The sequence below is a fragment of the Rhodospirillaceae bacterium genome, assembly GCA_040219235.1.
Classification (GTDB): Bacteria; Pseudomonadota; Alphaproteobacteria; order Rhodospirillales; family Rhodospirillaceae; genus WLXB01.
Map to the genome: position 1 here is coordinate 574,100 of JAVJSV010000011.1, position 13,964 is coordinate 588,063.

Sequence of the window (13,964 nt, forward strand, 5' to 3'; positions counted from 1 at the left end):
CATCACCTACTGCAGCGCGCGCAAGATCATGTTAGCAATCTTTGTTTCGTTCCATGAAGGTGCCCAGGTGCGCGTTCCGCGCACAATAACCAATTTGTTGGCCGGAGAAATCCATACCCGTTGCTCTCCCAGCCCAAGCAATACAATCATATCATCTGCAGCATAGCCTTCCGGTGCAACGGGAAGACCACTGCCTGGCGGGGCCGATTTCCCACGACGGATGTAATCGCTGCCAAGCCACATCAAATACCCGTAATTTTTGTTCAGCGGGGACCCTGTCGTCATGGCATTTATCCAGTCTGCTGAAACAATTTGATAGCCTTTCCATTGGCCATTATTTGCAATCAACAGACCAATCTTGGCCCAATCGTAGGGGCGCGAGAATGCGCAACAGTGTTTAAATGAGGTGCCACCTTCATGGTCCACGTATAGCGCAGCGTCAGCCAGCCCCAGAGGTTGCCATAGTTTCTCGGATAAATAATCGGCGTAACGTTTGCCGGTGGCGCGTTCAATCGCCAGGCCAAGGACATTGGTTTCGTCGTTGTTGTATTCAAATGTGGTGCCGGGTGCGTCTTTCAGTTTTAAGTCTAAAACTTCAGCAATGAAATCATCGCCAAACGCATACCGACCGCCCCGGCCAAACGGACGGACCTCATAGGACGTTAATAATTGTTCAAGTCCGGCTGTCATCCACAAGGTCTGCTGGATGGTTGCTGTGCCTCGCGGATCATCGCGCCATTCGTCGATGTACAGGCTTAACGGATCATCAACTGAAGCAATATGCCCCTCGTCAATCGCGATTCCGGTCAGTAAGGCAACAAGAACTTTGGACATGGATTGGGGATTAAAGCGGGTGTCGCGCGTTGCGTCGCCCCAATACTGCTCAGTTTGAATCACGCCGTCATGAACAATGATCAGAGAATGCGACCCTTGCTCGGCAGAATACTGTGTCACAGAGTCTAAAACATCTGACGGCACACGCCTGTCCTGCGCATCCGCGATTGGCAGGTCATCTTGTTGTGCACCGCGCACAGGTTCTAAGGGGGCATACCAGGCAAGGGGTAACGCCAGCGGGTCCCCCTCGTAAGTGAGATAGCGGGTGAGAAAAACGCGTTCGCTCAGAGCAAAGCCAGTAACCAAAAGCAAAATGGCACCGACACTCAATAACGCATAGGTTTTAATGTGACTCATGCAAGGGACTATCGCTCACCCGGTTCCGTCTCACAACATCCGGGGCCTGTGTCTCGCGTCAATTACCCTCACTAATATCACTGTCATAGCCAAATTTTTTTATGAATGGTTGCAGGGTGTGCATGTGTGGCTCAAGATGCGTTGCGTATTTTTCCCAACGGCCCAGCGCGGATGTATACAAAGGTTGTGTGACCTGACTGGAACTGGCTGTACGCAAGTGGCGCTGCTGGGCATGTTTATGAAAAGACAACACGGCTTCGTCCCAAGGCAGGCCGAGAAAGGTCAATACGCCTTTGATCTGAGATTCAAAGTCTTGCACGACATCTTCATAGCGAATTGTGTGCACTTTAAAATTCAGTGCGGCATGGTGTTTGATCCACAACCCCATCACCAGGGCGTATAAATTAGTTGCGCCACTTAAAGACGTAAAATGTGTCATCGCCATGTTCAATGCAAAACGCTGCATGAAACAGCTGAGCACCACGTCGCAGGGATGACGCAGGGCAAAGATAATGCGCGCCTCGGGAAACAGCAGTTTAATGATCCGGATTTTCGCTGTGCTCAGGGGGTATTTGTCGATAAACAGTCGGTTGTCCAGATCGGGCACAAACGTGCGCGCCATATCAAAATAATACCGGCGGGCCGCTTGGCGTTGTTCTTCATCCAACCGGGTGAATGGGATTCCAGACTTCAGTTCCAACGCGGTTAGGCGTTCGTGCACCTGCACCAATGGGGGGCGCTCTTCCATCACCGCCACATCTGGATGGCTGTTCAGCACTTGATCCAACAGTGTCGTTCCCGATCGTGGAAACCCGATGAGAAAAACCGGATCTGCGGGCCCCTCGATTAGCGGGGCGGATGGGTGGTGCAGAGGGGCTGCTGTTTCAAGCAATTCGGCTTCACGTGTGATCTGGGCGGTGTACTTTTTGTGATCGATACGCTGACCGGTCGGACTTTGAATTTGCGCCGCATTGCCAGTTGAAAAATGTTTAAACGCCTCCTCCGTCTGACCCAGTTTGTCGTGCAGTCGCGCCAGTTCAAAGGCCACCGCTTCGCGTTCCGTGAGAGTGCTCACCGTTGCTGACAATTGGGTGAGGGCCTGCAACGCGATGTCATTTTTGCCAGCGCGCCGGGCCAGGGTCGCTTTGACTATCTGTGCGAGCGTATTGTGGGAGTCTTTTGCCAGGGCTTGGTCAGCTGCGGCTTCTGCCTCTTCAAGGCGATTGGTTTGCTCATACATGGCCGCCATGCTGGCCAAAGTCGCGGCACACTCAGGGTCAAGCGCCAGAGACTTTTGAAACAGCACGTCTGCTTGATCCACGTGGTGCATCTCCCATAGCACAGAGGCCAGTTGACGATGAGTCGCCGCATCCCGTGGGTCCAGGGCGATGGCTTTACGGAAGTCTTCTATGGCCGCTTCACGGTTGCCTTGTTCTGCCCGTATTGCGCCCTGACCGCGCCAGGCTTTCGCGAGATTCGTATCGTAGGAGAGCGCCTGTGCGAAGGACTGTGCTGCGGCTGTGCTGTTTCCGGTGGTGAATTCCAACGTGCCTTTTTGCAACCACGTCTCTGGCTGTTTTGGATTCAGGCTCAGCGATTTAGCGTAGGCAGAAATGGCCGCGTCAAAGCGCATCAGCGTCTGTAATGTGGCGCCTTGCAAGCGGTAGGAATCTGGAGTGTTTGGAAAATATCGCGTTGCTTGGGTGTAGGCGTTCAGCGCATCCTCATGCCGCTCTAGACTCTCCAACACACCGCCGTAGATTTCCCATATGCCGGGCTGCTCAGCCTTGGCGCTGAGAGAGGCGGCCAAGGCGGTTGCTGACTTCTCAGCTTGACCCAATTTGAGAGCCGCGAGTCCAATCACTTGCCACAGAGCAGGATGCGCCGGTGCGTCTTTCAGCGCCTGTTCTGCGTGGTCGAGCGCTTGTTTGGGTTTGCCGTCTTTGAGCAGCGTCAGGGAGGCATTGGCAGAGGAGAGAGCCGTGTTTGAAGATCGTCGTTTGGCTCCCATATGCGTTCGTTTTACTCAGCTGCCCGTTGCTTTAGAGCCAGATCAGTTTCTTCCGCATCCCGGGCGAACATCTCTTCCAGTTCCTTGGCACCTTCTTTCGCCAGGTCCTGCATTTTTTCATCGTCGGAATGATGTGTGTAATGTTCGAACAGCCGCATGCGATCATGATTTTGGAAGATATCAATAAATTCATCCGCCTGTTTTTGCGTTTCTCCCAGGCCAACCAGTAGATCCCGCGTCAGCTCTAGCGAAGACACAAAGGTCTCGCGCCAAATGATGATGATGCCCAGGTCCATCAGGCGATAGGCATGCTGTCGGTTTCGGGCTCGCGCATATATTTCCAGTTTGGGAAAGCTTTTGCGCACCACGGCTGCGGTTTTCAGCGAGGCTTCAACGTCATCTATGGCCAGAACAAAGGCCCGTGCATCGTCTGCCTTCGCCGCGCGCAGCAGATCAAGGCGTGAGGCGTCACCGTAGTAGATTTTGTTGCCGTAGCGTTTCACGAAGTCCACTTGGGCGGCGCTGATGTCCATGGCGGTAAAGGGAATTTTTCGAGCCGCCAGTATGCGCCCCACGATCTGACCAAACCGTCCGAAGCCCGCGATGATCACATGTCCTTCTTCTTCCGGCGGTTTCTCATAGGTCGGCTCTGACGGTTTGGTCAGTCTGTTGAACATTTTTTCACTGGCCAGCCCCAGCAGAGGGGTTGCGGCCATGGACAATCCGACCACGACGATCAGCAGGTCTGTCGTGCTTTGTGGCATCACCCCGGCCACTACAGCCGTGGTGAAAATAACAAAGGCAAACTCTCCCCCCTGCGGCAGCACACAGGCCAGTTCAAAGGCGGACCGGTGTTTCAGTTTCCAGAGACGGCCCAACACATACAGGATCGCACCTTTCAAGGTGAGGAGCGCGATGGTCAGCCCGAACACCGTGCCGGGGGTGCCCGCCACCAGACCCAGGTTGACGCTCATACCGACCGAGATAAAGAACAAGCCCAACAAAAGGCCCTTAAAGGGCTCAATGTCAGCTTCCAGCTCTTTGCTGTACTCGGAATCTGCCAACAGCATGCCCGCCATAAAGGCCCCGAGGGCCATCGACACGCCGACCGTGTACATCAGCAATGAGGTGCCGATCACAATCAGCAAACCGGTGGCGGTAAAGAGTTCGGGTATTTTGGTCGAGGCCACCAGGCGCAACACCGGTCGCAACAGATAGTGTCCGCCGACGATGACGGCGATGATCACGCCCGCCACTTGGCCAATCGCTAACCAAACCGATGCTCCATCGGCGGTCGCTTCCTGCACGCCAAGGATGGGAATCACCGCCAGAATGGGAATGACGGCCACATCCTGGAACAGCAGAATAGCGAAGGCGGACCGGCCATGATGGGTCGGCAGTTGACCTTTCTCAGCCAGCAATTGCAGTACAAAAGCGGTCGATGACAACGCCAAACCAAGCCCGATCACCACCGCTGGGCCAAACCCGGTGCCCGCCATATAGGCAAGGCCGCCAATGAGCAGGGCGCTTAGCGTTACCTGCGCACCGCCCAGACCAAACACCGCATTGCGCATCACCCACAATCGGCTCGGTTGCAATTCAAGGCCAATAATGAACAGCAGCAGCACCACACCAAATTCAGCGAAGTGCAGAACCTCTTCCGCGTCCGAGATCAGTCCCAGGGCAAAGGGGCCGATAATCACCCCGGCGATCAGGTAGCCCAGAATGGCACCAAGGCCGAGGCGCCGCGACAGCGGCACGACCAGCACCGCAGCAGCAAGAAAAATGGCAGCTTCCGCAAGAAAATCCATGAGGCCCCCGTCCGACTAAGAAATTAGGACTTAGGGACCATTGGGCATAGTTGCAAGGGCTTTGCCCGCCAAACACCAGGGCTTTGCCCGCCTAACATTGAGCCTTTGCCCGCTGAACATGAGGTTCTGGGGGCGTTAGGTCCATTTTCCTATTGAAGGTCAGCGCGGTCTTCAGTGGAGGCTGTTGGCGCGCGGGGCGTGGCCGACTGGCTGTCTTCCACCTGGGCGCGCAAGGCGGCGATCTCGGCCATCAGACCTTTGATCACCTTGGCTGTCGGGTCAGGGATGTCATCCCGGGTCACGCCATAGGGTTCAAAGGTGTCCGTGGTTTCTGGTGTTCCGGTCTGGGTGATCACCCGCGCCGGATTGCCCACGGCAATGGCGCAGGCAGGAACATCTTTGATGACGACCGCATTGGCGCCGATCCGCGCGCACGGATTGATCACCACCGGCCCAAGCACTTGCGCGCCTGCGCCAATCACGGCCCGGTCCATGATTTTCGGATGCCGGTTCCCGCCGACCCCGTTATCGGGCGATAAGCCACCAAGTGTCACGCCATGATACAGGGTTACGTCGTCGCCTATTTCGGCGGTTTCGCCAATCACCACGCCTAAGCCGTGATCAATGAAAAAGCGTTTGCCGATTCGGGCGCCAGGGTGAATTTCGATGCCGCAGAAAAATCGGCCCAGCTCCGACACCAGACGCCCAAGAAAATACAAACCGTGCCGCCACAGAAAGTTGGCCAGACGGTGAAACACCATGATCCGCACACCGGGGTATAGCAAAGCGATTTGTAGCAACGACCGCGCTGCTGGATCGCGTTGTTGGATCGACCGCAAGGTCTCCATCATATTTGACATCATGTTTCGGTCTTTATTCGGGGGCATTAGGCTCGTGAGTACTAAGTTGGCTGGTCTTAAGTTCGAGGCATCAAGTTTCCAAGAGTCTTAATCTTATTCATCAGAAAAATACGCATTTCAGCAGGATATACACGCCCTTGTGTTGGCGTGCCGTTCAAGCCCTCATTAGGTGGTTAAGGCGGTGAAAATATAGAAAAATTTCCTTAAATATTACCAAAAATAGATTTATTTAGAAAATTATTTCCTATATGAGCACAATACACCACGATGTCCAGCTTTGCCGCTTTGGCCATATTCCCAATCAGGATGCCTCCTATGGACCTTATAGACCGTAAAATTCTCAGTTTATTGCAGGCCGACGCCTCGTTATCTCTGGCCGATATCGCCGAGAAAGTCGGGCTCTCGCAAACCCCGTGCTGGAAGCGCATCCAAAAAATGGAAACCGCCGGAATCATCAAAGGCAAGGTGGCGTTGCTCAACGGCAAAAAACTCAATCTCGGTCTGACCGTGTTTGTGCAAATTCGCACCAAAGAGCATGACGATGTCTGGCTCCGGAAATTCGCGCGCGCTGTCGAAGATATGCCGGAAATTGTTGAGGTCTATCGCATGGCTGGCGAGATCGATTACCTGCTCCGCGTCGTCGTCAAGGACACGGAAGCTTACGATCGTGTCTACAAAACCCTCATCGCCAAGGTATCGCTCCACGATGTGTCGTCGTCCTTTGCCATGGAAGAAATCAAATACACCACGGCGTTGCCACTTGAGGAGAGTCGCGCGGCTTAGGTTTTTTGCCTTTCTCTACCGCACGCTTTTCGGCGCGGGCTGCCCGTCAGGGATCAGGGTTTGGAACGGCGCGTCGCCCCGGCTTGCGCGCCAGTCCGCTTTCACACGGGCCATCAGGTCTGGGTCGGTGTAAAGGTCGATGGCCGTTGCCGTCATTGTTTTCGCCGCCGTCACCAGCGCCTTAGTGCCGATGCTGGTGCCGGTCGCGGCCACCACAGGCCAGGAGTGCGTTGGTAAACCTTGGCCGTAAGAGGCCACACCTAGTCCGCCAATGGGCACAAACCAGGAGATATCGCCCACGTCTGTCGAGGCGCGCGCCGGGGTTGGTTGATCGGGCAGCGGTTCAATATGGGTGGCCAGTGCTGGGGTGTCGTCATCGCCAATGGCCCGGCCAAAGGGGTCTTGGAACTCCATTTGCGTGGTGCGCGCGAAAGCCAGTTCCTGGGTTTCCCATTTTGGCGCACCAATGGCGCTCAGGTTTTTGTGGGTTTGTTCCGCCAGCGCCTGCACCGTAATCATTTCGTGAATCTCGGACTGCACTTCAACGGCTTCCAACTCCGTGCGGCTCATTTTGGCAGCGGCTTCCGCGATTTCTTTGACCCATTCAAAGTAACTCACCACGTCGGTAAATTTATCGGCGCGGATGTAATACCAAACCTCAGCTTCTGGCGGTACCACATTGGGCTGACCGCCACCTTTGGTAATCACGTAATGAATCCGCGCGTCCGGCTTGATGTGCTCGCGCATGTAGTTCACGCCCGCACTCATCAGTTCCACGCCATCCAAAGCCGAACGCCCTGACCAGGGCATGGCCGAGGCATGTGCGGCGGAGCCTTTGAACCGGAATTTCACATTCACAATGGCTTTGGTGTTGCCGTAGGAGGCGCGGTTCCGGTCGGTCGGATGCCAGTTTAAAATCACATCGTCGTCTTTAAAGTAGCCGTCGCGCAGCATGTAGACTTTGCCGATGCCGGTTTCTTCGGCGGGCGTGCCGTACAGTTTAATGGTGCCCTCAAACGCGCCAGATGCGATCAATTCTTTAATCGCCATGGCCGCGCCAGTGGAGCCCACGCCAAACACCGAATGACCGCAGGCATGTCCTGCTGCCGGATTGGGGCCAACGCTGGGGCTGGGTGAAGCCGCTTGAGAGACGCCGGGCAGAGCATCGAACTCTGCCAGAATGCCAATCACCGGCTTGCCAGATCCGTAGGTGGCGACAAACGCGGTCTCCATGCCGGCCACGCCAGACTCCACCGAGAACCCATTGTCCACCAACAGCGCTTGCAGTTCCTTGGACGACTTGGTTTCTTCCAGGCTGGTCTCGGCGTAGGACCAAATATTGAGATTGGCGGTTTCTAGAACCTGCGTCTGGCTGTCCAGCCACGACCACGCATTCTGTTTTAGGGTGTCGACATCGGCAGCCTGGGGAGAAGGGATGCCGCCCGCAGCGGAGATCACGGCCAAGCTGATGGCACTGACCAGAAGCCTTTTTAGGTCGTTCATTTTATGTCCCATTATTTTGTTCTCCATCTCAAGCGCTTGTGCTCAAAGCCGATGCTTTCAAAGCCGCTGTTTTCAAAGCCGCTGTGCATCATTAGGAAAGTATACGCCCAGGCAGGCAGGGGGGCAGGTGAAAACTTAGTCGCCGTTCAGAAGGTGGTTTAGCGCGGTTTAGTTTAAGGTTTTTGGGGCTTCTGAACGGCCTTGGTTCCTTCGGAGTCATCTTTCTCAACATTGTCTTCCTTAGGCGTGTCTTGAAGGGACTGCGGATCAATGCCCAAGGCAGCAGCCCGCGCGCGCCATTTTTTCCGGGCCAGGGCCCGCATGTCTTCAACCGTATCGTGCTCGTCAACAATCTCCAGGCCCAGCACCGTCTCCACCACGTCTTCCAGGGTCACCAGCCCCTCAACACCACCATATTCATCCACGACCAGGGCGATGTGATTGCGGTTCTCAATCAGGGTTTCAAACAGCACCGAGAGGGAAAGTGTTTCGATCACCGTTGGGATTGGGCGGATGAGGTCACGTAATGCGACGTCTTTGTCCCCTTGGGCAAAGCGTGTCAGCACTTCGTTTTTAAGCACAAAGCCGGTCACCTCGTCTGGCGTGTCGGCGTACACGGGAATGCGCGAGAAGGGTTGGGTGGCGTGGGCGTCTGTAAACGCGGCCACACTGTCGGTTTCGGGCACGCTGAACATCACCAGACGTGGCGTCATAATATCGCGCACCTGCAAGCGGTCCAGCTTCATGATGTTTATAAACACGTTGGTTTCGTGGCTCTCAAGCTGACCTTGCTTAGCTCCAAGATCCACCATGGCAGCGAACTCTTCGCGGGTGAAGGCAATGCTCGCTTTGCCTTTGGTGATCACACTGGTGATCAATTCCGACAGCCAGATAAACGGTTTGAGCAGGGCGATCAGAATCACCAGACTACGACCAACCACAGGGGCCAGGGCGCGCCAATGGGTTGCGCCGAGGGTTTTTGGAATAATTTCTGACAGAACCAGAATCAGCAGAGTCAGCACGCCCGAAAACACACCCACGGCCGCGTCACCAAACACAATCGCTGCCTGGGCACCGGCACCCGCCGCGCCAACGGTATGAGCGATGGTGTTCAGGCTCAGAATCGCTGCCAAGGGCCGGTCGAGTTCTTCCAGCAGAGACGTCAGCATTTTGGCGGTGTCTGGTTTCTCTTCCTGCAGAGTCAACACGTAAGAGCGGCGGATGCTCAGCAGCACTGCTTCACTGATCGAGCATAAAAAAGACACCACGAGGGCGAGTGAAACATAGATGATAAGTAAGGTCATAGCCTCACATGTTAAGGCGTCTTGATCTAACGCACAAACTTACCCTCTTTGAGCCAGACCTCGCCATCAATAGTGACGGTGCAGTCAATCAGCAGGTCGCGCCAGCGGAAAAAGCGGCCACTGACGTTGCCGCCGAGTTCGCCGTTGTTGCCAACGCCGAGGCGCACAACGCCCGCCCCATATCCGTAATACCCGATCCAGCCTCGAGTCACCTCGGGGCTGAGCAGAGGGTTAAACCCCAGCGCGAATTCCCTGAAGAACTTTGCCGTCTCCGGCGCCCTGTCCAATTCCGCTTGCAGATGCTCCAACCCGGCATCGGCTTTGACGTCAACAATACGGCCATTTTCGTACACCAAGGTGGCGTTGGTCACGCTCTGTCCGTTCCAGGCGGAGTAGGGATACACCACTTGACCCTGCACGGTGGTTTCCAGTGGGGCCACCCGCACGGCCCCGCCGGGAATTTCCACCTCCCGGTCGAGAAAGGGCGCATCTTGGCGCATGCGTTTGGCAGAGGCATCGCCGTTCTGTTGAATGATATCGCGGCCTTCCACGCGAAACCGGATGTCTGTACCAGCGGGCGAGGTCACCCGCACGTCGCCGTCTTTCAGGGCTGCGATGAAGCGATCTTGGTGTTCGTCCAATGCGGCCAGGTCGGTTTCCAGAACCGCGTTTTGATACACCCGATCAATCACCTGCATCGGCGGTGGTGGATGTCCCGGCAACACATTCACTCCGGTCAGTCCTGTATCGTTGCCCGAGGGACTGTAAGCGTCGGTCCAATGAAAATGAATGGTCCGGCGTGGTCCCGCTTTTTCCTGCAACAGAATTTGCAGCGCTTTGTAAGCGGGCAAGGTGGGGTTAGCACCGGGCATCATCACGGCGGCGTCGATGTCTTCCAGCATCTCCACATAGGCATCACTGGATTTGGCAAAGCCATCGCGAATCACGCCCTGATCCCAACCATCGGGGTAGGGCGGGTCGAGGACATCAATCACGCCCATGTCGATGCCGCCGGCTTGCATCACAGCGTAGCGGAAGTGCGGCACGAACTCTTCAAACATACCGGGCTGGGCGACCGAGATCACTTTTTCGCCGGGCTCAAGCTGTAGTTGATCCACAATCCGCTGGGCCAACGCTTGCCAGTTCATGCTGTGCTGGGGCAGGCCAGATTGCGCTGCGGCGGGCACTGCGCCTATTGGCCCCAGGCCGAGCAAGAGGCATGTCAGTGCGATAAAAACTCTCGTCATAGCGGTCGTCCTTTTCTGTCTTGCTTCTGCCCTGGCAGATCTCGGCCTCACTATAGATCGCGTCCTCGGCTCTGTCTGGCCCGGAAGTGCACACTCGCCGTTCTGTGGCCGTGACGAAATTCATCAAATCTCGCCTTGAGTTGCTCTTCCCAGCGCCTACATGACCCTCACAAGGCAGATGTTTTCAGGAGTTGTGAAATGGTCGATGGCAAAGGTTTGTTGAATCAATTCATTGGCGATGGCGGCAGTTTCGCCAAAGGCGCGGCCACGGGTGGTCTGCTTGGTCTGCTCGTCGGAGGGAAGAAAACCCGCAAGATGGCCAAAACAGCGGCCACCTATGGCGGCGTCGCTCTGGTCGGTGGTCTGGCCTACAAAGCCTGGCAGAATCACAAAGCTGGCCAGCAGGCCCAGATGCAGCAGCCTCAAATGCAGCCTATGCCGCAACAACACGCGTCACAACAGCAACTGCACCAACAACCAGCCCCCCAGGCGTTGCCGATGCCGCCAGCCGGCACCGGATTCATTCCTCAGACACCGGAAGCAGAGGAAACCCTCGCCCGGGCGTTATTACGTGCCATGGTCGCCGCCGCAAAAGCCGATGGTCATATCGACAGCGCCGAGCAAACCCGGATTTTCGAGCGCATGGGCAGCATGCCGCTTAGCAACGACGACAAAGCCTTTGTTATGGATGAACTGCGTGCGCCGTTGGACATCGACGCCGTGGCTGCCGGCGCATCCAATCCACAAGAAGCCGCCGAGATATATGCCGCCTCCTTGCTGGCCATTGATCCCGATGGACCAGCTGAGAAGGGCTATCTTGGCATGCTTGGCGCGCGGCTCAAGCTTGAGCCGGGTTTGATTGCTCACCTGCATGACAGCGTTGCCGCTGGCGCGCCGCTGCCCGGCCAGACGTCGGTGGTGGCGTAACCCCAAGTCCAGGGCCAAAAGCGCCCTGTTTCTGACTCCCCTTTTTCTGACTCCCCCTTGCACGTCCAGTCACTGGAAGCTTAACTGAGAGGGGAGAGGAGTCACGGCATGAACATTGGTGAAGCGTCGCGCTTATCTGGACTACCGGCCAAGACCATCCGCTATTACGAAGCGACGGGTTTGATTGCCCCGCCTGTTCGGGCTGAAAACGGCTATCGGGATTACTCTGACTCCGATGTGCACAAGCTCAGATTTGTGCGGCACAGCCGCGGGCTTGGGTTTTCTGTCGACGAGTGCGCCCAATTGCTGTCGTTGTATGAAGATAAAAACCGTCAGTCTGCTGACGTCAAAGCCATTGCCCAGAAACACCTGACCGAGATCGACGCGAAAATCCTCGAACTGCAGGAGCTGCGCGCGACCCTGGATCATCTGGTCAACACCTGCCATGGTGACGGGCGTCCTGACTGCCCGATTTTGCAAGGACTCGCGGACCCGGCGAAGATTTAATCGCGGCTCCCGCGAAAATCTAAGAGTTAGACATACTGCGCCGCCGTTCGGCGACGTTGAAGCGCCTTTTTTTCCTTCAGACTCAAAGCGCTATGGCTGAATCTCTATGCATACTCGATTGTCTTCAGGGTAAAGCCTTGAGACGCCACGCTTTTGCTTCAAAAAAAGCATGGTCCATGGGCTCGTTCAGTGGGAACGAGCCAGTACAAAAAAGCCCACGCTTCTATTTTCGCCTTACATCCACTTGCGCCGCCACCAGGCAATCGGCCCGGTGATGGCCAGAATAATCGCCATCAGCGCGACCAGATCATTCACCCAAATGAACTCAGTATGCACAATATTGCCGGTGTGAATGTCGGCCAGAAACAGGAAGAACGTTGTGCCTGTGATCGGCGGGTAAGCCACGCCGGAGGCTTCGAATCCGCCGCCTAATGTGCCTTTTGAAATCATCCGTGAGTTTTTTAAATACCACATGTCGCCCTGACGGCTGACATCAGTGATGGCCAGATGATCAGCGGGCATCTCCACAAAGGTCCACTCGGTTTCATCAATCTTACGATACGCATTTCCAACCGTGCCAATGCCGACAAACACCATGTCGTCTTCCCGCAGCAGGTTGACCAAACCGGCATCTGTGCCGAGCGTCGCTGGCAATGTTTTGTCGCCGGTCCACGTGTTGCCGCCGTCGTTTGTATCCAGCACCCCAAAGCGCGTCGACACAGACAGGCGGTTCGGCTCATCGGGGTAGGCAATCACATATCTGATCTCGCCTTCCAGGGACCGGTATTGATAAATTGGCGGCAGGTTTTCGCGCGGCAGATGCACTGATTTGCCGTATTCAATCAGGGTATAAATGTGATCGACCATGATGCCAGTGATGCTGAGATAGAGGATCGGCACGATCGCCAAAATCCCAATCACCGGGCCATGACAGCGGAATAGCCAACGCAGGGTTTTCTGCCGGGTTTTCAGCGTGCCATTCGGTTTTTCCGTGCGCCACTTGCGCGGCAACCACCAGAACAGAAAGCCGGTTGTGCCCAGGATGAACATGGCGATGCCGCCATAGTCATTGATCAGAATCGACCAGGGTTGTTCCAGAAAGCCCTTGCCCACATGCAGATCCAAGATAAAACGATTGAGGGTCACGCTCTCGGGCAAGCCAGACACCGTCACGTCATCTACCTCAATCATGGTCACGTCACGCGGCGTGTTCACATCCAGCCGAAACAGCGTGCCGTGATGCAAAGCCCCAACCATTTCTGTTGCTGTGCTGCCCGCGCTTAGTGCTGTGACGACGTCTCCCTCTAAGGCAAAAGGCTTAGCCACGGCGTTAGCGCCAGCGCTGCCTGAGACGGTCCAAATGCCATCGTCTGTGGCCATGTAAATCAGGTCTAATCCGCCACCACCTGTTGGCAGAAAGCGAAATACTTGTGGGTGACCGCTCTGGCCTTCAAAAGGGATGTCTTGCCATGTTGCGCCGCCGTCCGTGGTTTCCCACAAGCCGCGTTCCGAGGCACCAATCCAATGCTGATCGTCGGTCTGGCTGACTTCAATGTGGCGCATCACCGTGCCCGGCACCAGACGATCAATCCGCGCCGATGTCACCCAGTCCGGCACCGTCCACTGGTGGGTCCAGCGCCAATCGTGATGATCCAGAATCCAGCCCGTAAGACCCAGCACCGAAAGCCACGCCACGGCCATAAGTCCGGCCCAACGATGCACCAGGCGCACAGTGATTCGGGTCTTACTGTCTTTGCGTGCGATAGAATCTGAGGTGATATCCGCCATGTTTCCCTCCCCAGAGGCGTTTCCATGGCAGC

At 55.9% G+C, this 13,964-nt stretch carries 11 protein-coding genes; 3 read left to right on the forward strand and 8 right to left on the reverse strand.

The window, feature by feature from the left end:
* Positions 1–6 precede the first annotated feature (6 nt).
* The 4 genes from RIC29_06705 to epsC form a co-directional block, all read right to left on the reverse strand.
* The gene (locus RIC29_06705) at positions 7–1,191 is read right to left on the reverse strand and encodes a serine hydrolase (GenBank protein MEQ8734595.1); all 1,185 of its coding nucleotides are present in this window, start codon (positions 1,189–1,191) and stop codon (positions 7–9) included.
* Positions 1,192–1,249: 58 nt separating this feature from the next.
* Entirely contained in the window at positions 1,250–3,202 is a 1,953-nt protein-coding gene (locus tag RIC29_06710; protein MEQ8734596.1) for a sulfotransferase, read from the reverse strand.
* Between the two features lie 11 nt (positions 3,203–3,213).
* The gene (locus RIC29_06715) at positions 3,214–5,013 is read right to left on the reverse strand and encodes a monovalent cation:proton antiporter-2 (CPA2) family protein (GenBank protein ID MEQ8734597.1); all 1,800 of its coding nucleotides are present in this window, start codon (positions 5,011–5,013) and stop codon (positions 3,214–3,216) included.
* 149 nt (positions 5,014–5,162) lie between these two features.
* Positions 5,163–5,876 (reverse strand): serine O-acetyltransferase EpsC, encoded by a 714-nt coding sequence (gene epsC, locus RIC29_06720; GenBank protein MEQ8734598.1) that lies wholly within the window; start codon positions 5,874–5,876, stop codon positions 5,163–5,165.
* A 312-nt stretch (positions 5,877–6,188) separates the two neighbouring features.
* On the opposite strand from epsC, the gene RIC29_06725 reads away from it, so the two are divergent.
* Positions 6,189–6,656: an Lrp/AsnC family transcriptional regulator gene (locus tag RIC29_06725; protein ID MEQ8734599.1), complete on the forward strand. Its 468-nt coding sequence runs from the start codon at positions 6,189–6,191 to the stop codon at positions 6,654–6,656.
* Between the two features lie 15 nt (positions 6,657–6,671).
* Here RIC29_06725 and RIC29_06730 read toward each other — a convergent pair whose 3' ends face one another.
* From RIC29_06730 to RIC29_06740, 3 genes are all read right to left on the reverse strand, one after another.
* Positions 6,672–8,159, reverse strand: coding sequence for an amidohydrolase (locus RIC29_06730; protein MEQ8734600.1), 1,488 nt, complete (start codon positions 8,157–8,159; stop codon positions 6,672–6,674).
* A 173-nt stretch (positions 8,160–8,332) separates the two neighbouring features.
* Positions 8,333–9,463 (reverse strand): hemolysin family protein, encoded by a 1,131-nt coding sequence (locus tag RIC29_06735; GenBank protein MEQ8734601.1) that lies wholly within the window; start codon positions 9,461–9,463, stop codon positions 8,333–8,335.
* A gap of 26 nt (positions 9,464–9,489) precedes the next feature.
* Positions 9,490–10,710 carry an aminopeptidase gene (locus RIC29_06740; protein MEQ8734602.1) on the reverse strand — a complete coding sequence of 407 codons (1,221 nt, stop codon included), beginning with the start codon at positions 10,708–10,710 and terminating at the stop codon, positions 9,490–9,492.
* A gap of 198 nt (positions 10,711–10,908) precedes the next feature.
* On the opposite strand from RIC29_06740, the gene RIC29_06745 reads away from it, so the two are divergent.
* On the forward strand, positions 10,909–11,637 hold the full coding sequence (locus RIC29_06745) for a tellurite resistance TerB family protein (protein MEQ8734603.1): 729 nt from the start codon (positions 10,909–10,911) through the stop codon (positions 11,635–11,637).
* 108 nt (positions 11,638–11,745) lie between these two features.
* On the forward strand, positions 11,746–12,144 hold the full coding sequence (cueR, locus tag RIC29_06750; GenBank protein ID MEQ8734604.1) for a Cu(I)-responsive transcriptional regulator: 399 nt from the start codon (positions 11,746–11,748) through the stop codon (positions 12,142–12,144).
* A gap of 234 nt (positions 12,145–12,378) precedes the next feature.
* Here cueR and RIC29_06755 read toward each other — a convergent pair whose 3' ends face one another.
* Positions 12,379–13,932, reverse strand: coding sequence for a PepSY domain-containing protein (locus tag RIC29_06755; protein ID MEQ8734605.1), 1,554 nt, complete (start codon positions 13,930–13,932; stop codon positions 12,379–12,381).
* Positions 13,933–13,964 lie beyond the last annotated feature (32 nt).

Bases quoted from the DNA above. Each gene is read 5' to 3' on its own strand.
- RIC29_06705 (MEQ8734595.1), bottom strand. From the start codon at position 1,191: ATGAGTCACATTAAAACCTATGCGTTATTGAGTGTCGGTGCCATTTTG.
- RIC29_06710 (MEQ8734596.1), bottom strand. From the start codon at position 3,202: ATGGGAGCCAAACGACGATCTTCAAACACGGCTCTCTCCTCTGCCAAT.
- RIC29_06715 (MEQ8734597.1), bottom strand. From the start codon at position 5,013: ATGGATTTTCTTGCGGAAGCTGCCATTTTTCTTGCTGCTGCGGTGCTG.
- epsC (MEQ8734598.1), bottom strand. From the start codon at position 5,876: ATGATGTCAAATATGATGGAGACCTTGCGGTCGATCCAACAACGCGAT.
- RIC29_06725 (MEQ8734599.1), top strand. From the start codon at position 6,189: ATGGACCTTATAGACCGTAAAATTCTCAGTTTATTGCAGGCCGACGCC.
- RIC29_06730 (MEQ8734600.1), bottom strand. From the start codon at position 8,159: ATGAACGACCTAAAAAGGCTTCTGGTCAGTGCCATCAGCTTGGCCGTG.
- RIC29_06735 (MEQ8734601.1), bottom strand. From the start codon at position 9,463: ATGACCTTACTTATCATCTATGTTTCACTCGCCCTCGTGGTGTCTTTT.
- RIC29_06740 (MEQ8734602.1), bottom strand. From the start codon at position 10,710: ATGACGAGAGTTTTTATCGCACTGACATGCCTCTTGCTCGGCCTGGGG.
- RIC29_06745 (MEQ8734603.1), top strand. From the start codon at position 10,909: ATGGTCGATGGCAAAGGTTTGTTGAATCAATTCATTGGCGATGGCGGC.
- cueR (MEQ8734604.1), top strand. From the start codon at position 11,746: ATGAACATTGGTGAAGCGTCGCGCTTATCTGGACTACCGGCCAAGACC.
- RIC29_06755 (MEQ8734605.1), bottom strand. From the start codon at position 13,932: ATGGCGGATATCACCTCAGATTCTATCGCACGCAAAGACAGTAAGACC.